At 70.1% G+C, this 19,978-nt stretch carries 21 protein-coding genes; 10 read left to right on the top strand and 11 right to left on the bottom strand.

All coding sequences use genetic code 11. The features are described from left to right. Window positions 1-38 precede the first annotated feature (38 nt). The gene (locus NR111_RS12985; RefSeq protein ID WP_256821015.1) at window positions 39-1,694 is read right to left on the bottom strand and encodes a DEAD/DEAH box helicase; all 1,656 of its coding nucleotides are present in this window, start codon (window positions 1,692-1,694) and stop codon (window positions 39-41) included. Window positions 1,695-1,941: 247 nt separating this feature from the next. On the opposite strand from NR111_RS12985, the gene NR111_RS12980 reads away from it, so the two are divergent. Next, on the top strand, window positions 1,942-3,498 hold the full coding sequence (locus NR111_RS12980; RefSeq protein ID WP_256821014.1) for an adenylate/guanylate cyclase domain-containing protein: 1,557 nt from the start codon (window positions 1,942-1,944) through the stop codon (window positions 3,496-3,498). Window positions 3,499-3,504: 6 nt separating this feature from the next. On the opposite strand, the gene NR111_RS12975 is transcribed toward NR111_RS12980, so the two are convergent. Continuing rightward, complete coding sequence (locus NR111_RS12975; RefSeq protein ID WP_067718862.1) at window positions 3,505-4,239, bottom strand: LmeA family phospholipid-binding protein; 735 nt, start codon at window positions 4,237-4,239, stop codon at window positions 3,505-3,507. A gap of 86 nt (window positions 4,240-4,325) precedes the next feature. Here NR111_RS12975 and NR111_RS12970 point away from each other — a divergent pair, with 86 nt between their 5' ends. From NR111_RS12970 to NR111_RS12960, 3 genes are all read left to right on the top strand, one after another. Then, window positions 4,326-4,886, top strand: coding sequence for a type 1 glutamine amidotransferase domain-containing protein (locus tag NR111_RS12970; protein WP_163376153.1), 561 nt, complete (start codon window positions 4,326-4,328; stop codon window positions 4,884-4,886). 13 nt (window positions 4,887-4,899) lie between these two features. Beyond that, window positions 4,900-5,916, top strand: coding sequence for a glycosyltransferase (locus NR111_RS12965; RefSeq protein ID WP_256821013.1), 1,017 nt, complete (start codon window positions 4,900-4,902; stop codon window positions 5,914-5,916). Between the two features lie 238 nt (window positions 5,917-6,154). Then, window positions 6,155-6,433 carry a WhiB family transcriptional regulator gene (locus NR111_RS12960; RefSeq protein WP_067718868.1) on the top strand — a complete coding sequence of 93 codons (279 nt, stop codon included), beginning with the start codon at window positions 6,155-6,157 and terminating at the stop codon, window positions 6,431-6,433. 46 nt (window positions 6,434-6,479) lie between these two features. Here the strand turns inward: NR111_RS12960 and NR111_RS12955 are convergent, their stop codons facing one another. Together NR111_RS12955 and NR111_RS12950 are read right to left on the bottom strand one after the other, a co-directional pair. Continuing rightward, entirely contained in the window at window positions 6,480-6,944 is a 465-nt protein-coding gene (locus NR111_RS12955) for a hypothetical protein (RefSeq protein ID WP_200841539.1), read from the bottom strand. A gap of 2 nt (window positions 6,945-6,946) precedes the next feature. Continuing rightward, window positions 6,947-8,185, bottom strand: coding sequence for a fatty acid desaturase (locus NR111_RS12950; RefSeq protein WP_067718873.1), 1,239 nt, complete (start codon window positions 8,183-8,185; stop codon window positions 6,947-6,949). Window positions 8,186-8,299: 114 nt separating this feature from the next. On the opposite strand from NR111_RS12950, the gene NR111_RS12945 reads away from it, so the two are divergent. The 4 genes from NR111_RS12945 (at window position 8,300) to NR111_RS12930 (ending at window position 11,513) form a co-directional block, all read left to right on the top strand. Continuing rightward, the gene (locus NR111_RS12945) at window positions 8,300-9,034 is read left to right on the top strand and encodes an amino acid ABC transporter ATP-binding protein (protein WP_069389523.1); all 735 of its coding nucleotides are present in this window, start codon (window positions 8,300-8,302) and stop codon (window positions 9,032-9,034) included. Window positions 9,035-9,091: 57 nt separating this feature from the next. Then, window positions 9,092-9,910 carry a glutamate ABC transporter substrate-binding protein gene (locus tag NR111_RS12940; RefSeq protein ID WP_256821012.1) on the top strand — a complete coding sequence of 273 codons (819 nt, stop codon included), beginning with the start codon at window positions 9,092-9,094 and terminating at the stop codon, window positions 9,908-9,910. Between the two features lie 113 nt (window positions 9,911-10,023). Beyond that, on the top strand, window positions 10,024-10,686 hold the full coding sequence (locus NR111_RS12935; RefSeq protein ID WP_067718880.1) for an amino acid ABC transporter permease: 663 nt from the start codon (window positions 10,024-10,026) through the stop codon (window positions 10,684-10,686). Continuing rightward, window positions 10,683-11,513: an amino acid ABC transporter permease gene (locus tag NR111_RS12930; protein ID WP_163376157.1), complete on the top strand. Its 831-nt coding sequence runs from the start codon at window positions 10,683-10,685 to the stop codon at window positions 11,511-11,513. The genes NR111_RS12935 and NR111_RS12930 overlap by 4 nt, the downstream gene beginning before the upstream one ends. 138 nt (window positions 11,514-11,651) lie before the next feature. Here the strand turns inward: NR111_RS12930 and NR111_RS12925 are convergent, their stop codons facing one another. The 3 genes from NR111_RS12925 to NR111_RS12915 all read right to left on the bottom strand — a co-directional run bounded on the left by NR111_RS12925 (window position 11,652) and on the right by NR111_RS12915 (window position 13,645). Then, on the bottom strand, window positions 11,652-12,428 hold the full coding sequence (locus tag NR111_RS12925) for an SDR family NAD(P)-dependent oxidoreductase (protein ID WP_256821011.1): 777 nt from the start codon (window positions 12,426-12,428) through the stop codon (window positions 11,652-11,654). Window positions 12,429-12,488: 60 nt separating this feature from the next. Further along, complete coding sequence (locus tag NR111_RS12920) at window positions 12,489-12,917, bottom strand: VOC family protein (protein WP_163376158.1); 429 nt, start codon at window positions 12,915-12,917, stop codon at window positions 12,489-12,491. A gap of 83 nt (window positions 12,918-13,000) precedes the next feature. Then, window positions 13,001-13,645 (bottom strand): maleylpyruvate isomerase N-terminal domain-containing protein, encoded by a 645-nt coding sequence (locus tag NR111_RS12915; protein ID WP_256821010.1) that lies wholly within the window; start codon window positions 13,643-13,645, stop codon window positions 13,001-13,003. A 108-nt stretch (window positions 13,646-13,753) separates the two neighbouring features. Here NR111_RS12915 and htpG point away from each other — a divergent pair, with 108 nt between their 5' ends. Further along, window positions 13,754-15,826, top strand: coding sequence for a molecular chaperone HtpG (gene htpG / locus NR111_RS12910; protein WP_256821009.1), 2,073 nt, complete (start codon window positions 13,754-13,756; stop codon window positions 15,824-15,826). Between the two features lie 25 nt (window positions 15,827-15,851). Here htpG and NR111_RS12905 read toward each other — a convergent pair whose 3' ends face one another. From NR111_RS12905 to NR111_RS12895, 3 genes are all read right to left on the bottom strand, one after another. Beyond that, window positions 15,852-16,493 (bottom strand): hypothetical protein, encoded by a 642-nt coding sequence (locus NR111_RS12905; protein WP_256821008.1) that lies wholly within the window; start codon window positions 16,491-16,493, stop codon window positions 15,852-15,854. 199 nt (window positions 16,494-16,692) lie between these two features. Further along, a complete protein-coding gene (locus NR111_RS12900; protein ID WP_256821007.1) occupies window positions 16,693-17,265 on the bottom strand; it encodes an O-acetyl-ADP-ribose deacetylase in 573 nt (190 codons plus the stop codon). Next, window positions 17,262-18,083 carry a phosphatase PAP2 family protein gene (locus NR111_RS12895; RefSeq protein ID WP_256821006.1) on the bottom strand — a complete coding sequence of 274 codons (822 nt, stop codon included), beginning with the start codon at window positions 18,081-18,083 and terminating at the stop codon, window positions 17,262-17,264. The genes NR111_RS12900 and NR111_RS12895 overlap by 4 nt, the downstream gene beginning before the upstream one ends. 106 nt (window positions 18,084-18,189) lie before the next feature. On the opposite strand from NR111_RS12895, the gene aspA reads away from it, so the two are divergent. Beyond that, on the top strand, window positions 18,190-19,653 hold the full coding sequence (gene aspA / locus NR111_RS12890) for an aspartate ammonia-lyase (protein ID WP_067718899.1): 1,464 nt from the start codon (window positions 18,190-18,192) through the stop codon (window positions 19,651-19,653). A 58-nt stretch (window positions 19,654-19,711) separates the two neighbouring features. On the opposite strand, the gene NR111_RS12885 is transcribed toward aspA, so the two are convergent. Beyond that, a complete protein-coding gene (locus NR111_RS12885) occupies window positions 19,712-19,891 on the bottom strand; it encodes a hypothetical protein (protein WP_120285388.1) in 180 nt (59 codons plus the stop codon). Between the last annotated feature and the right edge of the window lie 87 nt (window positions 19,892-19,978).

Here is a 19,978-nt window from a genome sequence, read left to right as displayed (position 1 = left end):
ATTTTCGGGTGGGGAGGGGAGGGGTGGCTCCCCTCAGGTCAGCCGGCGGTGCGGGTGGAGCGGCGACGCTGGTCGCTGCGGGGCCGCCCGGCCGCCTGGCCCACCGACTGGCGTGCGCCGGAGCCCTGGGTCGCGGAACCCTGGCCGGCCGAGCGCTGCCCGCCCGAGCCCCGTGCGCCGGAGCCCTGACGTGCGGAGCCCTGGCGGGGCGCACCGTGGGCGTCGGCGGTCTGGGGACGACGACGAGCGCCGCCGGTGCCGGAGCCCTGCTGATCACGGCCACCGCGTTCTGAACCACCGCGTTCTGAACCACCACGGCCGGCGCCGTCCCGGCTCTGGCCGCCGTCGCGACCCTGCCCGCCGCTGCGACCCTGCCCGCCGCTGCGGCTCTGCTCGCCGTCACGGCCCTGACCGCCACCGCGGCCCTGACGCTGCTGGTTCTGGTTCTGACGGCCCTGGCCACGGCTGCGACGGGCCTGCCCGCGGACGGACTGGCCCTCGGCACCGTCGTCGGACGGCACGTGCGCGGGCGGCTCGGGGGCGTCGGCCAACGCGACGGCGGCATCGGCCCCGATGGGCAGCTCGATCTCGCCGGCGGTGACCCCGGCCGCGCGCAGCAGCGACCGCACCTCGCGCACCTGGTCGGAGGTGGCGACGGTGACGACGGTGCCGATGGCGCCGGCGCGGGCGGTGCGGCCCGAGCGGTGGACGTAGGCCTTGTGCTCGGCCGGCGGGTCGGCGTGGACGACCAGCCCGACGTCGTCGACGTGGATGCCGCGGGCGGCGATGTCGGTGGCCACGAGCACGGTCGCCTGCCCGGAGGAGAACGCGTCGAGGTTACGCACGCGGGCGTTCTGCGACAGGTTCCCGTGCAGGTCCACGCTCACGACGCCGCGGCCGGTGAGCTGCTTGGCCAGACGCTTGGCACCGTGCTTGGTGCGGGTGAACATCACGGTCCGCGGGTGCGCCACGGCCAGGTCGGCGAGGGCGCGGACGCGGTCGTCGGCGTCGACGCGCACCACGTGGTGGGCGGTCGGGCCGGAGGTGGCGGTGCCGTCGTCGACCGAGTGGTCCACGGGATCGGTGAGGAACTTGGTGACCAGCTTCTGGACGCCGGAGTCCAGGGTCGCGGAGAACAGCAGTCGCTGCGCACCGGACGGGGTCGCCGCGAGGATGCGGGTGACGCCGGGCAGGAAGCCCAGGTCGGCCATGTGGTCGGCCTCGTCCAGCACGCTGATCTCGATCGAGTCCATGCGGCAGTGCTTCTGTCCCATGAGATCCTCGAGTCGACCCGGGCAGGCCACGACGATGTCGACGCCACGATTGAGCGCCTCGACCTGACGGCCCTGGGAGACGCCGCCGAAGATGACGGTGGTCTTCAGGCCCATGGAGGTCGCCAGCGGCTCGAGGGTCTCGTTGATCTGCCGGGCGAGCTCACGGGTCGGCGCCAGGATCAGCCCACGCGGGGAGTTGCGGGCGCGGCGGCCGCCGGACGCGGCGAGGCGGGCGACCAGCGGGATGCAGAACGCGTAGGTCTTGCCGGAGCCGGTGCGGCCCCGGCCCAGCACGTCACGGCCGGTCAGTGCGTCCGGCAGCGTGGCCGACTGGATGGGGGTGGGGGTGGTGATCCCCGCGCTGCCGAGAACGTCGAGCAGGGGGGAAGGAACGCCGAGATCGGCGAAAGAACGTGACAAGGGAGAAGGCTCCGTACATAGAGAATGGCGTCTTGCCCGGCGCGCTCGCGGGGAGTCGCATCCACTTCGATGAGCGATGCGCCCGGTGCGCGACCACGGGGAGGTCGACAACCGCACGGCCCGAGGCAAGAGTGGTGCGGGCCGTCCGAGGACCACCCTACGCGTAGCGGGCCCCACACCCCAGCCCCGCGGCCCGGGTGTGACGAGGGCATCACGATCGCCTCCCCGTGGTGGCACGATACGAGGCGTGCGAATAGACCTGTCCCTGCTGCGTCGACCGGAACTGGGGTCTGTGCTTCTCGGCCGGGAGGAGGAGTCCGGCCGCCTGCGCGCGTGGCGCGTCCGGATCCTGCTGCTCCTGACCCTGCTCGCCTCCAACCTGGTGGGCGTCGCGGTGGCCGTGGTGCTGGTCTTCTTCGTGCTGCCGGGCCCGGCGGTGCTGTCGCGGGAGTTCCTCGTCCCCTCGGTGATCGTGGTGCCCGTCTACGTGACGATGGCGGTCATCGTGGGCACGATCTGGGTGACCGGTGCCGTCTACCGTCGGGTCCGGTGGTTCCTCGACGGGCGGGACCCCACCGATCGTGAGCGGGTCGCGACGCTGCGTCTGCCCGGCCGCGTCACCGTCATCCAGGCGTTCCTGTGGCTGCTCGGCGCGGCCGTGGTCACCCCCGCGTACGGCGTGGTCGACCCGTCCTCGATCCCGGTGGTCGGGTTCACGATCGTCTTCGCCGGGATGGTCGTGTGCGGTGCCGCGTTCCTGCTCGCCGACTTCGGCCTGCGGCCCGTGGCGGCGGTCGCACTGTCCACGGGCCGCGCGCCGCGGACCCGGCTCCTCGGCGCCATGACGCGGCTCCGGGTGGCGTGGGCCCTGGGTAGCGGGGTGCCCATCACGGGCCTGATCATCGTCGCGATTTACACCCTCGCGGGCCGAGCCCTGTCACTGGAACGCCTCGCCGTCGTCGTCATCGTCCTGGGCGCCACGTCCCTCCTGGCCGGTTTCCTCCTCATCTCCCTGGCGACGGGCTCGATGATCGCCCCACTGCGCAGCGTCCGGTGGGCGATGCAGGACATCAGCGACGGCACCCTGTCACGGCGGGTGGTGGTCTACGACGCCACCGAGCTCGGCGAACTGCAGCGTGGCTTCAACCGGATGGCCGCCGGGCTGCAGGAACGCGAACGGCTGCGCGACCTGTTCGGCCGTCACGTCGGTCGCGACGTCGCGGAGGCCGCGGAGCTCGACGATCCCGAGCTGGGCGGGCGCGACTCCCGCGTCGGCGTGGTGTTCGTCGACCTCATCGGCTCCACCGAGATGGCCGTGCGGTCCGAGGCCGGCGAGGTGGTGGACGTGCTCAACCGGTTCTTCTCCGTGGTGGTGGAGACCGTGGAGGAATACGACGGCATCGTCGACAGCTTCCTCGGCGATGCCGCGCTCGTCGTGTTCGGTGCGCCCCGGTCGATGGCGGACCCGGCGACCGCGACCCTGGCCTGCGCGCGGGTGCTGGCCGAGCGCCTGCCCGCGCGGGTGCCGGACTGCCGCGCGGGCATCGGGGCGTCCTACGGGGACGTCGTGGCCGGGTACGTGGGCTCGGATGACCGCTTCGAGTACACCGTCATCGGCGACGCCGTGAACGAGGCCTCGCGGCTGTGCGAGCTGGCGAAGGAGCAGCCCGGCCTGGTGCTGGCCTCCGGCGTGGCGGCCGACGCCGCCGCGGAGTCCGAGCGTGGCCGCTGGCAGGAGGTCGGATCCGAGGTCGTGCGCGGTCGCACCGAGCCCACGAGACTGTGCGCGCCGGCGCCCGACTGACCACCCCTAGCGCAGCACCACGTCACGCCCGCCGAGCATCACCTCGAGGCCGTCGTCGACCACGCGCGCGTCCTCGATCACCACTCCCTCGGGCAGTGAGGCCATGGTCGTGTCGACGGTGCCGGTGATGCCGGAGAACAGCCCGTCCGGCAGCGGGAACCCCAGCAGCGAGGTCTGCTGCGGCGTGAGCGTGAGCTGCCCGTCGTTCACCCCGGGCTGCACCCCGATCTCCGCGATGCCGCCGATGTCGGCGCGCAGCAGGCCGGCCGGTGCGTCGGGGCGCACCGAGCGCACCTCCGTCATGCCCGCGATCGGCGAGCCCTCCGCTGGGTTGCCCTCCGCGGCGGCCGCCGCGAGCTGGTCGGCGCTGAGTGTGGCGGTGCCGTCCGCGGACTCGGCGCGGATACCGCCGTCGACCTGCGAGACCGAGTAGCCGGTCACGTCGATCCGCGGCACGGTGGCGTCACCGGGGGAGGTCAGGCGGACCGTGCCCACGGCCTGCTGCGTGGCCAGGTCCCACAACACGGGGCTGGTCCCGAACTCCACGGACACCGGCGCCCCGAGCTCCGCCGACGCCTCGCGCTCGGCCCGGTCCGACAGGTACCAGCGCGCGCCGAACTCCGCGGCCACCACCAGACCCGCCAGAAGCAGGAGCAGCAGGACCAGCGAGCACCCGCACCCGCACCCACCGCGCCTATTGTCGCGACGCCCTCTGCGGTCCATCCGATCTCGTCTGCCCATGGGGGTATCGTGCCGGACCGGAGCACCCGGGTCTACCGTCGCCGGACCGGTTGCGGCGCGGCGGGCAGGACCTCACGATCGGGATCATGACCGAGACACAGGATGCACTCACTGACACCCGTACCGTCGCCTTCCTCGTGGCCTCCGAGGGGATCGAGCGCGTCGAGCTCACCGAACCGTGGGACGCCGTCTCCGACGCCGGCTTCCGGCCGGTCCTCGTCAGCACGGAGGACGGCGAGGTCGGGCTGGTCGATCACCTCAGCCCGGCCGGCACCCGGCCCGTGGACCGCACGAGTGCGGACATCTCCGCGGCCGACGTGGACGTGCTCGTCCTGCCCGGCGGCGTCGCGAACCCGGACGCCCTGCGCGGGGACCAGCACGCGGTGACCCTCGTGCGCGAGATGGTCGAGGCCGGCAAGCCCGTGTTCGCCATCTGCCATGCGCCGTGGGTCCTCATCGAGGCGGACGTGGTGCGCGGCCGGAAGGTCACCTCCTTCCCGAGCCTGCGGACCGACCTGGTCAACGCCGGCGCGGAGTGGGTCGACTCCGAACTCGTCAGCGACGACGGGGTCTTCACGAGCCGCCGGCCCGACGACCTCCCGGCCTTCTGCGAGGCCATCGTCGGCGCCGCCCGGGGGTCGGCCTAGGGACGACCGGGCGATGATCGGCGTGTACGTCCACAACCGTGGACGGGGGCACCTGCACCGGGTGCTGCCGGTCGTCGCCGCGCTCCGCGACCGGGGCGACGAGGTCACGATGCTCGTCACCGGCCCCTTCGACGACACCCAGCGTCCCCCCGGGACCCGCGTGGTCCACCTGCCGACAGAGCCGGACGCACGGACCGGGCCCGCCGCCGCGCACGCGGCCGGACCGCCGGCGCGGGACGAGATCACCCTCGCCGCCCGTCGTGCCGCCGTGGCGTGGATGGACCGTGAACGCCCCCGCGCGCTGTGGGTCGACGGCTCCCCGGCGATGTCGCTGGCCGCCCGCATGACCGGTACACCCATGGTGAGCACCCTTCCCCCGGGCGTGCGCGACGACGAACCGCATCTGCTGCGGTGCCGGGCGGCCGAGAGGCTCATCGCCGCCTGGCCGCCGGGCGTGCACCGGGAGGCCGTGGCGCGGGCGGAGAAACGGGTGAGCGAGATCGGCGGCGTCTCCCGGTTCGAGCGACGCGGACGCGAGCCGCGGGCTCGTCGTCGTCCCCGTGTCGTCCACCTCAACGCCTCCGGTACCGGCGGTGACCACCGCTTCTGGCGCGCCGTACGGACCACCGCGGCGGAGCTGGGCGTGACGGACTGGCTGGAGTTGGGCGGGCCCGACGGCGAGTGGCACAAGGATCCCTGGCCGGCGCTGAGCTCCGCGGACGTCGTGGTCACCGGCGCGGGACAGGCGTCCGTCGCCGACGCGGCCTGCGCCGATGTGCCGCTGGTCGTCGTCCCCGGTAAGCACGAGTACGGCGAACACGACGCCACCGCCGAGGCATTGGCCTCGATCCCCGGCGCGTCGGTCCTGCGCTACGGCGACGGTCCGACGGCTGTCGCGCGCGAGGTGCGCGCGCAGGTGGACCGCGCCCTCGACGGCGAGGCCTCCGGGATCCGGTCGTGGTGGGGGGTGGACGGGGCGGCACACCGCGCCGCGGAGGTCATCCGGGCGACGGCGACGACGACGAGGTAGGCCCGATTCGGGTAACGTGCGCCTCCCGATGCGCGAATAGGCCTTTTCTCACGATGTCGTCACGAAGGCTGGTAACTGCTGCACACATGCCGTCCCCGGGGGCGATACTTCATCTCACGACCCCGAAAGTGCGGCGCGACGTCCCCGGAACCCTGACAGTATTGCGTCATCGACTGCGAACGACGAACTTTCAGGGCTCGAGGCAGGGCACTTCGCGAGGCGCAGGGACGGAGGATGAATGCCGAGATACAGGAACCTCGAACCCACCTCGGACTTCTGGTCCTGGCGTGACAACGCCGCGTGCATCGGGCACGAAGACCTGTTCTACAGCCTGGAGGAGGAGTCGAAGGGGGAGCGGCGCAAGAAGGAGGAGCAGGCCAAGTCGGTCTGCGCCACGTGCCCGGTCTTCGATACCTGTCGGCAGTTCGCCCTCAATTCCGGTGAACTCTACGGAGTGTGGGGCGGACTCACCGAGGCCGAGAGGCACAGGATCTCCGGCCGCCACAGAACGGGCTGATCGCTCGGCTGGTGGGTCCTCGGCTGACGGTCCGGCGGTCCGGATCCTAGTTGCGATCCTGCGGGGTGGCCTCGTGCCCCCGGCGGCCGCCGGTCCGGTTGGCCTCCTTCATCTCCGCCTCGTGGACATGCCGTCTTCCTCCGGTGAGCTCGTCGCGCACCGCACTGTCCAGGGCGCGGGCCGTGCTCCAGAACCCGTCGTCGAACTCCTCGACGATCTGGAACGTCCAGCGCCCGTGCAGGACGTTGACCCCCACCATCTCCTCACGGATGCGCGCGGCGAGCTCGGACCGGCCGGCATCGTCCAGCTGGTCGGCGGCCTCCTGGAAGAGGATGTCCGCCCGGCCGATCAGCTGGTGCAGGTCGTACAGGTGTCCGCGGGCGCGCTCGATGTACTCCATCGCCTCGCCGACGGTCCCGGCCGCCTCGATCTCGGCGTCGGTCGCGCCGTCGGGTCGGCGATGCGTCCCGTCGACGCTCGGGGTCCGGTCGCCGGGTCCCGGGCCTGCCACGCTCAGACCGTCCGGGTCAGACGGCGGAGCTGGTCGGGGTCGGTGTGGTGCTTGAGCGCGGTGACCAGGCCGGAGCGCGGCCCCACGGCGTCGTCGTAGGTCGTCGGCTCGCCGGCGAACATCTTCTCCGAGCGGGTCTCCGGCGCGTCGTCCGGCGTGGCCTTGAGGAACCGGTTCGGGAGCGAGAGCTTGGCGATGGTGCGCCAGGACTGCCAGTACTGCTTGTACAGCGGCCCGGTGGTGTACGGCAGGTCCCACCGCCGGCAGACGTCCTGGACCTTCTCCGAGAGCTCCGCGTACCGGTTCGACGGGAGCGTCGGGAAGAGGTGGTGCTCGATCTGGAACGACAGGTTGCCGGACATGAAGTGCGTGAGCTTGCTGCCGGTGAAGTTCGCGGAGCCGAGCATCTGGCGCAGGTACCACTGCGCCTGCGTCTCGGACTCGAGATCGTCGAGCGTGAACTTGTCGGCGCCGTCCGGGAAGTGGCCACAGAAGATCACGGCGTTGGACCACAGGTTGCGGATGATGTTCGCGGTCATGTTGGCGCTCATGGTGGACTTCCAGTTGGGCCCCGACAGCAGCGGGAACCACACGTAGTCCTTGCCCACCTGGCGCCGGGCCTTGCGGAGGAACTGGCCGATCCGCTTCTTGCGCTCGGCCCGCCCGGAGGAGTTGATCGTCGCCGGCGCGATCTCCAGGTGCTGGACGCCGACGCCCCACTGGAAGGCGAGGGCGAGGATCGTGTTCCACACCAGGTTGAGCGAGTTCGCCGGGTGCCACGGTTGGTCGCGGGTCACCCGCACCACGCCGTACCCGACGTCGTCGTCCATGCCGACGATATTGGTGTACTTGTGGTGGTGGTAGTTGTGGGTGGCCTTCCAGTGCTCGGACGTGCCGACGATGTCCCACTCCCAGGAGCTGGAGTGGATGACCGGGTCGTTCATCCAGTCCCACTGCCCGTGCATCACGTTGTGCCCGAGCTCCATGTTCTCGATGATCTTCCCGGCCGCCAGTAGTCCGGTGCCCACCAGCCACGCGGGTCGGTACCCGGAGAAGAGGAGGACGACCCGGCCGCCGGTCACCAGTCCGCGCTGCAGGCGGATGGTGTTCTGCACGTAGCGGCGGTCGTCGTCCCCGAGGGAGTCGACGACCTCCTGGCGGATCGCGTCCAGTTCCTCACCGATGGCATCGACGTCCTCGGCGGAGAGATGGGCGTATTCCCTTACATCAGATATCGCCATGTAAGAACGGTACGTAGCGGTCAGCGTCATGTCGACCGTTCCGGGAAACCCGAACTGCGGACAACTACTGCCGAGTTGACCGGCAAGCGTTCATCGGACGCTTATGATCCCACCATGGCTCTCGTCGAGATCTCAGGCGTCAATAAGCACTTCGGTGACTTCCACGCGCTCAAGGACATCAACCTGTCCATCGAGCAGGGGGAGGTCGTCGTGGTGATCGGCCCGTCGGGGTCCGGGAAGTCGACGTTGTGCCGCACGATCAACCGGCTCGAGACCTTCGAGAGCGGCTCCATCACCATCGACGGCAAGCCGCTGCCCGAGGAGGGCAAGGCGCTGGCGAGACTGCGGGCCGACGTCGGGATGGTGTTCCAGTCGTTCAACCTGTTCGCGCACAAGACGATCCTCGAGAACGTGACGCTGGGTCCCATCAAGGTCCGCAAACAGTCCAAGTCGGAGGCCGAGAAGCGCGCGATGGAACTGCTCGAACGGGTCGGTGTCCACGAGCAGTCGTCCAAGTACCCGGCGCAGCTGTCCGGCGGTCAGCAGCAGCGGGTGGCGATCGCCCGGTCGCTGGCGATGGACCCCAAGGTCATGCTCTTCGACGAGCCGACGTCCGCCCTGGACCCGGAGATGATCAACGAGGTCCTCGACGTGATGACGGGGCTGGCCAAGACCGGTATGACCATGGTCGTGGTGACCCACGAGATGGGGTTCGCCCGCAAGGCGGCCGACCGCGTGATCTTCATGGCGGACGGAGAGTTGGTCGAACAGGCAACCCCGGAGGAGTTCTTCACCAATCCGCAGAGCTCCCGGGCCAAGGACTTCCTGTCCAAGATCCTCACCAACTAGTCGGGCCCGTCCGCGGACCCGAACGAGACCCATCCACCCATCCCACGAGGAGAACCCATGAACATCCGACGGATCGGAGCGGCCACGGCGGCCGTCGCCCTGGCACTCGGCGTGAGCGCGTGCGGTAGCGACGACGGTGGTGGCGAGAACCAGCTCAAGGTCGGCATCAAGTTCGACCAGCCGGGACTCGGGCTGAAGGAGGGCAACGACTACACCGGGCTCGACGTCGACGTGGCGCGCTACATCGCCGACAAGCTCGGGACCCCGGAGGACGAGATCGAGTGGGTGCAGGCACCCAGCGCCCAGCGCGAGACGCTGCTGGAGACCGGTCAGGTCGACATGATCGTCGCCACCTACTCCATCACCGACTCCCGCAAGGAGAAGGTCGGCTTCGCCGGCCCGTACTTCATCGCCGGGCAGGACCTCCTGGTCCGCTCCGACGACGACTCGATCACCGGTCCCGACTCCCTCGACGGCAAGCGCCTGTGCTCCGTCACCGGGTCGACCTCGGCCCAGACGGTCAAGGAGCAGGTGCCGGGTGTGAACCTGCAGGAGTTCGGCACGTACTCGGAGTGTGTCTCGGCGCTGGTGTCCAATGCGGTCGACGCGCTGACCACGGACGACACGATCCTCGCGGGGTACGCCTCCCAGGACCAGTACCAGGGCCAGCTCAAGGTGGTCGGCGAGCCGTTCTCCGAGGAGCGGTACGGCGTCGGCATCGCCAAGGGCGACACGGAGATGTGCGAGCAGATCAACGAGGCCATCCGCGAGATGATCTCCGACGGCAGCTGGGACACGGCCGTCGAGGAGAACCTCGGCGCCGCCGGCTTCACCCCGGGCGAGGGCAACCCGCCCGAGCCGGAGGCCTGCGCCTGATCTGATCCGACCCGGCCGGATCGGCACCCGATCCGGCCGACCACCGCCTCCCTCCCCGCGCCGACCCACCGGCGCGGGGAGGAGGGCGGGCACCTCACCACGGAAGGTGGACCATGGGCGACATCTTCGCCGACTACGACGTCCTCGGGGCGGTCTGGGTGACGATCCAGCTGTCGGTCCTGGGCACCATCGGGGCCATGGTCCTGGGGACGATCATCGCCGTCCTGCGCGTGTCCCCGGTGGCGGTCCTGCGCGGCCTCGGTACCTCGTACGTCAACACGTTCCGGAACCTCCCGCTGACGTTGCTGATGGTCTTCAGCATCCTGGGGTTGTCCTTCATCCTCCAGTTGTCGGTCTCGGACGACTTCGCCCGCAACGCCTTCTGGTGGGCCGCGATCATGTTGGCCGTCTACCACGCCGCGTATGTCTGCGAGGCCCTGCGCTCCGGCGTGAACACCGTCCCGGTGGGGCAGGCGGAGGCCGCCCGCTCGATCGGTCTGGCCTTCGGCCAGTCCATGCGAGAGGTCATCCTCCCGCAGGCGTTCCGCGGGTCCATCGCCCCGCTGGGGTCGGTGGTCATCGCGCTGATCAAGAACTCCACCGTCGCGGCGGTCATCGGTGTCGGGGACTCCGCCGGCCTGCTCCAGGTCATCACGGAGAACGAGGGCGCGAGCCTGCTGACGTTCTTCTTCTTCGCCATGGTCTTCGTGGTCCTCACCCTCCCGATCGGACTGTGGACCACCTCCCTCTCCCGGAAGCTGTCGGTGAAGCGATGAGCACACAGGCGGTACTTTTCGACGTACCCGGCCCCAAGGCCCGGCTGCGGCACAGGATCCTCACCGCTGTCGGCGTGGTCCTCGTGGTCGCCATCGCCTACGTCATCTATCTCCAGTTCGAGAAGGCCGGCCAGCTCAAAGCCTTCATGTGGGAGCCGTTCGTCACCGACCCCGAGGTGTGGACGTCCTATCTCATCCCGGGCCTCAAGGGGACGTTCACGGCGGCGGCGATCTCCATCGTGCTCGCCGTGGTCTTCGGGCTGCTCTTCGGCATGGGGCGGCTCTCGCCGTTCGCACCGTTGCGCTGGTTCTGCAGCGTGATCGTCGAGTTCTTCCGCTCGGTGCCCGTGCTGCTGATGATGGTCTTCGCCTACTTCGGGTACTTCGCCACCTCCAACATCGTGCCCAACCAGCACGCGCCGCTCGCCGCCGTCGTCACCGCGCTCACCCTCTACAACGGCGCGGTCATCGCCGAGCTCGTCCGCTCGGGTGTCCACGGGCTGCCCGCGGGGCAGTCCGAGGCGGGACTGGCCGTGGGCCTCACCCCGGGGCAGGTGCTGCGCTCAATCCAGCTCCCCCAGGCACTCACGGCGATGCTCCCGGCCCTCGTCGGCCAACTCGTCGTCGTCCTCAAGGACTCCGCACTGGGCTACGGCATCACCTACCTGGAGCTGCTCAACTGGTCCAAGACCCTGGGCTCGGCGTACGCGAACACCGTCCCCGCCTACATCGTGGCGGGCATCCTGTTCATCCTCGTCAACTACACACTCACCAAGTTCGCCGTGTACCTCGAGGGCCGGATGAAGAAGCGCCGCGCGAAGGCCTGACCCGCACCCGCACCGTCGAAAGCCCGCACCGTCGAGAACCGCACCGTCGAAAAGGACGTTCCGCGCACATCGCCCGAAAGGGGAGTGCGCGGAACGTCCTTTTCGATGCCCGGGGGCGTGGTCGATTCTGGGGGCGTGCTACTTCGGTGGCATCCGGATGCCACCGTCGACGCGGATGGTCTCCGCGTTCATGTACGGGTTGGTGAGCAGCTCCATGACCATGGACGCCAGCTCATCGCCCGAGCCGAGACGCTTCGGGAACAGGACATTCGAGCCGAGGTTGGCCTTGAACGCCTCCGAGTCCGGGCCCTCGCCGTAGATCGGGGTGTCGATGAGGCCGGGTGCCACGGTGTTGAGGCGGATGCCGGCGGCCGATAGGTCGCGCGCGACGGGCAGGGTCAGGCCGACGATGCCACCCTTCGAGGCGGAGTAGGCGGCCTGGCCGATCTGGCCGTCGAACGCGGCGACGGAGGCCATGTTGACGATGGCGCCCTTCTGGCCGTCCTCGTCGGCCTCCTGCGTGCTCATCTTGGTGGCGGCCAGCCGCAGCATGTCGAACGAGCCGATGAGGTTGATGTCGATGACCTTGCGGAACGAGTCGATGTCAAAGGCCGACGAGTACTCGCCGTCGCGGCCGATGGTGCGCTGAGCCCAGCCGATGCCGGCCGAGTTGACGAGGTAGCGCAGCGGACCGAGCTCGAGAGCGGCGGCGACGGCCTTCTCGTTCTGGTCGGTCTTGGTGACGTCGACGGAGACGAACACGCCCCCGACCTCGTTCGCCAGGGCCTCACCCTTCTCGGCATTGAGATCGGCGACGACGACCTTGGCGCCCTTGGCGGCGAGCTGACGGACGACGGCGGCGCCGATTCCCGACGCACCGCCCGTGACGATGGCACTTGCTCCAGAGATTTTCATGCCAGAACGGTAACAAGCACGGGCGCTGGATAAGGGTGGCTTGGCCGGGTCAGTGCGTAATCAGTCGCCGGTACCCGGCACGACGACGTCCCAGCGGATGCCGAACCGATCGTGGACTTGCCCGTACCGGTCACCCCACGGGGCGACCTCGAACGGCATCGCCATCTCGCCCCCGCTGCCGGTGACCTTGTCCAGGAACGCACGGGCCTCGTCCTCGGTGTCGAATCCCAGCAGGAACGAGTAGACGTCGCTGCGCGGCTGCGGGAGGCTCTCGCCCATGGCGTCACCGCCGGTCAGGCTGATCCCGGGGGCCTCGAGGGTCGCGTGGGCGACCGAACCGTGCGGTGGGTCGAACGGGAAGTCCTCGGTGGAGGGGAACTGGTCGTAGGTCATCACCTCGAGCTTCCCGCCGAAGAGTTCCTGGTAGTAGGGGAACGCCTCCGCCGCATTGGCGGGGAAGGAGATGTAGGGGACGCAGGTCATGGCCATGTCGGAGCCTCTCGTCGTGGGCGACCGCGTGCCGGTGCTACCCGGTATTCGCAACGCTAGACCCGTCTGCGGCGCCGGACACGTTAAATCTGGTCGCTGTCGCTGTCGCTGTCGCTGTCGCTGTCGCTGTCGCCGTTGCCGCCCGGCCCGGCCGGGGAGGGGCGCCGTCCGGACAGCGCGAGCAGTCGGGCCCGAGAATCCGCCCCGAGCGTCACGGGGCTCGCCTCGGCGAGCACGTCGAACGACCGCATCAACTCCACCACGCTCCTGGCGTGGTCGAGGGTCCAGGCGGCGAGGTCCTCCGCCTCCGTCGACTCCCAGGTCCGGGGGTCGAGGTCGTGGGCGTGGACCAGCAGTTCGAAGACCCGTAGCGCGAGCAGGTCGCGGACCGGGATGTCGGCCAGGCGGTGCGGGACGGTCGCGTCCGCGTCCCGGGCCCGCGCGAGTTCCCTTCGCAGACCGGCGGACGTGCGGTGCAGGGCGGGGACCGGTTTCTCGCCGGCGTGGTCGGCGGTGCGGGTCCACTCGATCTCCGACTCCGGCAGCCGTGAGAAGTAGGCGGCGTATCGCAGCCCACCGCCCAGGACGTGGTTGGCGCAGTCGCGGCGGGTCCATCCCGGGCAGGCGTCGCAGTCTCCGTCGAGACCGCCGGCGAGCGCGCGGCCGAACAGGGTGGTGGCCCCGTCGAGAACCGCGAGGTCCTCCGGGCTCAACGGGGTCGGGGTCACGGGCACCTCACCTCCAGGAATGTCTGTGCTTCACACTAGGTTGACTGGGACGGTGTGAACAGATCGCGCCAGCCCTTCAGCCGTGACGAGAAAGGACCGATACCCGCCATGAGCCCGCAGACCTCCGGTGCAGCAGAGACCCGGGAGTTCCAGGCCGAGACCCGGCAGCTGTTGGATCTGATGATCCACTCGATCTATTCGAATCCGGACACCTTCCTGCGCGAGGTCATCTCCAACTCCTCGGACGCGCTGGACAAGCTCCGGTTGGCCGCGCTGCAGGATTCCTCGCTCGGCGCGGACACCTCGGATCTGCACATCGAGCTGATCCCGGATGCCGCCGCCCGGACGCTGACGATCCGCGACAACGGCATCGGCATGTCCCGCGACGAGGTGGTGGACCTCATCGGCACGCTCGCCAGGTCGGGCACCGGGCAGATGCGGGAGGCACTCTCCGCGGCCCGGGCGGCGCAGGAGTCCGGTGAGGTCTCGGAGCAGGCCACCGCGGACCTCATCGGTCAGTTCGGCATCGGCTTCTATTCGACGTTCATGGTCGCCGACACCGTCACGTTGGTCACCCGCAAGGCGGGCGAGAGTGTGGGGACGCGTTGGACGTCGAGCGGCGAGGACACGTACACGATCGAGGACGCCCCGGACGCTCCCCAGGGCACCTCGGTGATCCTGCAGCTCAAGCCGGCCGGTGGGGACGCGGCGCTTCCGGACTACGCCGAGGAGCACACGCTGCGCCGGGTGGTGCGCACCTACTCGGACTTCATCGCCTGGCCGATCCGCATGGACGTCGAGCGCCCGGCGCCGGAGTCGACGGACGGGGCCGGTGCGGACGGAGACGGCGCAGACGATGCCGCCGAGGACGCCGCGCCCGAGGCTCCCGGCACGGTCACCGAGACGGAGACGCTGAACTCCCAGAAGGCGCTGTGGACGCGGCCCCGCTCGGAGGTCACCGACGAGGAGTACGCCGAGTTCTACCGTCACGTCTCGCACGCGTGGGACGAGCCGCTGGAGACGATCACGCTCAAGGCGGAGGGCACGTTCGAGTACCAGGCGCTGCTGTTCCTTCCCACGCAGGTGCCGTTCGACCTGTTCTCCCCGGACACCAAACGCGGGGTGCAGCTCTACGTCCGTCGTGTCTTCATCATGGACGACTGTGAGGAGCTGGTCCCGCCGTTCCTGCGCTTCGTCAAGGGCATCGTCGACGCCCAGGACCTGTCGCTCAACGTCTCCCGCGAGATCCTCCAGCAGGACCGCCAGATCCGGGCGATCCGCAAGCGCCTGGTCAAGCGGGTGCTGCAGACGATCGAACAGATCAAGACCGACCGGCCGGAGGAGTTCCGCAGCTTCTGGGCCAACTTCGGTGCCGTCCTCAAGGAGGGCCTGATCGCGGACGTCGACGCCCGGGAGCAGTTGCTGGCCGTGAGCACGTTCGCCTCCACGCGTCCCGCCCAGGCGGGCGCCGGGGACGCCGGGTCCGGATCGGACGAGACCCCGCGCGACGACGAGCGTGACGACGGCGAGGTGGGCACCACCATCGCCGAGTACGTCTCCCGGATGGCCGACGGGCAGGAGGAGATCTACTACCTCACCGGAACGTCCCGCGCGGCGGTGGAGAACTCCCCGCACCTGGAGGCGTTCCGTGCCCGCGGCGTCGAGGTCCTCATCCTCACCGACCCGGTCGACGAGGTGTGGGTGGACGCGGTCGGCGAGGTCGACGGCAAGCGCCTTCGGTCGGTGGCCAAGGGCGACGTGGACCTGTCCGGCATCGGCTCGGAGGGCGAGGAGAACAAGGACGAGCCCGACGCGGCCGAGTTCGCCGACCTGCTCACCTGGCTGGGCGAGGAGCTGTCGGACGAGGTCAAGCAGGTGCGCCTGTCGCACCGGCTCACCGAATCGGCCGCGTGCATGGTGGGCGACGAGTTCGACATGACTCCGCAGCTCGAGGCCATGTATCGCGCTTCGGGCATGGAGTTGCCCACGAGCAAGCGGATCCTCGAGCTCAACCCCACGCACCCTCTGGTCGAGCGGCTGCGCGAGCAGTACGCATCGGATCCGTCGGCGCCGGGCCTGGCCGATACCGCCCGGCTGCTGTCGGGTGCGGCCGTCCTCGCGGAGGGCGGCACGCTTTCCGACCCGGCCGCGTTCGCCAAGCTGCTGGTCGACCGCATCTGACTCGACTCCGCCCCCGGGGCGGCGGCTACCCGACCACCGGTGTCCGGCCGCCGCCCAGGGAGCCGCAGGTCACGCCGATCATCGCCCCGAGCGCGGTCTCGGTCGGGGTGTGGTGGCTGATCCGCACGCGCGCCCACGCCACCGTCGGTACGAGGGCCAGCAGTCGCCAGTAGCGGGGTGAGAGTTCGCGGGCGAGGACCGTGGCGACCCCGGCGAGCACGGCGGTGTGGAACGAGACCTTGATCCGGAGCGTCGCGGCCCCGGCCACGCCCAGCGCCACCAGTGCGGCCCGCGTCATCCGCTGCAACTCGTCCGGGGCGTCGCCCCACCGTTGGGCCGCGAGCAGGGTCGCCACCGACCCGGCGATGCCGACGATCACCAGGGGGCGGTCCTCCCGCCGGGTGACGTGGTGGTCGGACAGCGCCTTGCGTCGGACCCGCCAGGTGATCGCGGCCTGCGGAACGATGCCCAGGCCGGCGGCGGTCGCGAGCCCCCACCCGGTCGACCCCACCGCCCGGCCGAGGTGCACCGACCCGACGGTGAGCACCACCCACGGGGCGCAGACCTCCGTCAGAACCGTCGCCGGGAGCACGCCACGCGCCCGCCCATCCGACGCGACCGGGCCCCGGGCCGACGCACCGCTCTCGACCACCACGCTCTCCGCCACCCCCGAAAATCTGCTATGCCGAATCCGGATCCGCTGGTCGGATTGGACTAGCGGATCCGGAGGGAGAGTAGCGGATCTGGCCGGGGCGGATCGGAGTGCGGTGCGGTGCGGTGCGGGGTGGGGTGGTGCGTGCGGTGCGGTGCGGGGTGGCGCGGGGCGGGGCGGACCGGAGTGCGAGGCGGGCCGGGCGCGGGGCGGGTCAGCGGGGCCGGATCTCGGCGAGGCACTGCTCGGCCAAGCTCAGGGTGGCTGCGTCGAACAGCAGCAGCGTGGCGGACTCCACCTCGGTGTCGATGCCGGCGAGAGTCCCGAGCGCGGTGCGGATCGCGTCCTCCCGTGGCCAGCCGTAGGCCCCGGCGGAGATGAGCGGGAAGGCCACCGTGCGGGCGCCGAGCTCATCGGCCACGGCGAGAGAATTGCGATAGCAGCCGGCCAGCAGCGCTCCGCCGCCGGTGCCGCCCGTGCCGCCCGTTGCTTCCGCGCCGCCGGTCCGTCGGTAGACCGGGCCCACGGTGTGGATGACCCAGCGGGCGGGGAGCTCTCCGGCACCGGTCGCGACGGCCTGTCCCGTCGGCAGCCCGTCGCGCAGGCGGCCCGCCCTCAGCTCCCGGCACTCGGCCAGGATCGTCGGCCCGCCCGCGCGGTGGATCGCCCCGTCCACACCGCCGCCCCCGAGCAGGGAACTGTTGGCCGCGTTGACCACCGCGTCGACGGCCATCCGGGTGATGTCGCCGTGGCCCAGCTCGATCCGGGCGCGCCTCGTCGTCGTCATCCCGACACCCCGGGCGTCACGGCCTCGCGGGCCGACCTCCGGTGGGTGATCATCGGCGTCGGCGAGTCGTCGAGGCGGTCCATCAACCACATGATGGTCGCCACCTCGCCCACCCACGCCAGGCTCACGCACCAGCCGGCCAGGATGTCGCTCGGGAAGTGCACACCCAGGTACATGCGGGTGACGCCGATGGCCGGGACGTACCCCGCGGACCCGACGATCACCGGGTAACGCCACGCCGTTGGCCAGGCCAGGACGCAGGCGCACCCGGCCAACGCCGCGCTCGCCATGGCGTGACCGCTGGGGAACGAGTAGCTCTTCTCCTCCACGATGTGGGTGAAGAACGTGGGCCGACCCCGCCGGTACAGGGCCTTGAGCACCGAATTGATGATCGTCGACCCCACCAGGGACACCGTCAACAGTGCGGCGGGCCGGCGACTGCCCCGGACGGAGACCAGATACGCCGAGGTGGCCAGAGCGAACAACGGCACCGCAGTGACTCCGCCGAGTTCGGTGACGGCCCGGACGATGCGCGTGTTGCGCGGCGAATGGCGACTCTGCAGCCACAGCATGACGGGCCGGTCGAAGGGCAGGCCCGCATCGCCGCGGATGCGCTCGGCCAGCTCGACGAATCCGATCACCGGGGTCGCGAACCCCACGAACGCCACCCCGAAGATCGTCCACGTCCCGCGCGGCAGCGGCATCTCGCGCCGGTCGACGATGCTCCCCAGCACCCCGTCCGACGGGTACAGCTGCCGCAGGATGTCCCGAGCGGAGTTGAACGCTCGGGAGCGACGGGAGGTCGTCGTGCGCGACATGCCACCACACTAGGCAGAGCGGCGGCCTTCCCGCCGGTGGATCGCCGCGAGGTCGGGTGCGGCGCGGTTAGGGTGGGCCGCAGGCGACCCGAGAGGCGGAGGACGAATGAGCCAGACCCGTGTGGAACATGACCTGCTCGGTACCAAGGAGGTCCCGGCGGAGGCCTATTACGGCATCCACACGGTCCGGGCCGTCGAGAACTTCCCGATCACCGCCACCACCATCAGCGACATCCCCGACTTCGTGCGCGGCATGGTCATGGTGAAGAAGGCCGCCGCGCTCGCGAACCTCGAGATGGGTGTCCTCGACGAGACGGTGGCGAAGGCGATCGTCGGGGCCTGCGACGAGATCCTGGTCGACGGGCGCTGCATGGACCAGTTCCCCTCCTGCCAGTTCCAGGGCGGCGCCGGCACCTCGGTGAACATGAACACCAACGAGGTCGTGGCCAACCTCGCCCTCGAGCGCCTCGGCCACCCCAGGGGCTCCTACGACATCGTCAGCCCCAACGACGACGTCAACCGTTCACAGTCCACCAACGACGCCTACCCGACCGGATTCCGCATCGCCCTTTGGCACGCGCTGGAACGGCTCGAACCGGCGATCGTCGCCCTGCGGGAGGCCTGCTACGACAAGTCCGAGGAATTCCGCGAGGTCCTCAAGATGGGGCGCACGCAGCTGCAGGACGCGGTCCCCATGTCGATGGGCCAAGAGTTCGGCGGCTTCGCCGTGACGCTCGACGAGGAACTCCACGTCCTCGGCGCCGCGGCCCGGATGCTGCTCGACGTCAACCTCGGTGCGACCGCGATCGGCACCGGAGTCAACACCCCGCCCGACTATCGTCGCGCCGTCATCAAACATCTGCGGGCCGTCACCGGACTGCCGGTCACCGGCGCGATGAACCTCATCGAGGCCACCAGCGACACCGGCGACTACGTCAACGTCCACGCCGCCCTCAAGCGGACCGCGGTGAAGGTCTCCAAGATCTGCAACGACCTGCGGCTGCTGTCCTCGGGGCCGCGCGCCGGCTTCAACGAGATCAACCTGCCGGAGCTGCAGGCCGGGTCTTCGATCATGCCCGCCAAGGTCAACCCGGTGATACCCGAGGTCGTCAACCAGGTGTGCTTCAAGGTGATCGGCAACGACGTCACCGTGACCATGGCCGCCGAGGCCGGTCAGCTGCAGCTCAACGTCATGGAGCCGGTGATCGCCCAGGCGATGTTCGAGTCGATCTCCCTGCTGACGAACGCCATCGAGACCCTGACCGAGAAGTGCGTGGAGGGGATCACCGCCAACGTCGAGGTGGCCCGACAGAACGTGATGAACTCGATCGGGATCGTCACCTACCTCAACCCGATCATCGGACACCACAACGGCGACCGGGTCGGCCGCGAGTGCGCCAGGTCGGGCCGCGGGGTCCGCGAGGTGGTGCTGGAGATGGGGCTGCTGTCGGCGGCGGAGCTCGACGACATCCTGTCGCCGTCCAACCTCCTGCGGCCGAAGTACAAGGGGAAGGCCGACAAGCGGGACGTGGCCCAGCCCGGGCAGGACATGACCGGTCCCACGGCCTGAAGCGGTGGGTCGGGCACGTCTGACCCGGGCGGTCCGACGCCGTCGCGGGTGAGCCGTGTCAGGTGGTGGGCTCGCCGACGCGGCCGATGCTGCTCACGGCGAGATTCCCCAGCGAACTGTCGAAACCGAACTGCTGGTCGATGAATGCGGACGAGCCCGAGATCGCGGCGTTGATGGCGGCGGACGAGCCGACGGTGAAGTCGAACTGGGCGAAGAAGTCGGCGATGGCCTTGAGCATGAGTGCCTCCAGATGGATCGGTGGTCGCGCCGCGAACCGGGCGGCGGGACGTGAGCTGGCCTACACAGGTGATATCGGACCCGCCGC

Source organism: Dietzia sp. Die43, from assembly GCF_024519835.1.
In the GTDB taxonomy this organism is placed as follows: Bacteria; Actinomycetota; Actinomycetes; order Mycobacteriales; family Mycobacteriaceae; genus Dietzia; species Dietzia kunjamensis.
The sequence above is the reverse complement of the archived record's forward strand: the minus strand, read 5'-3'. Positions and strand labels throughout refer to the sequence as shown.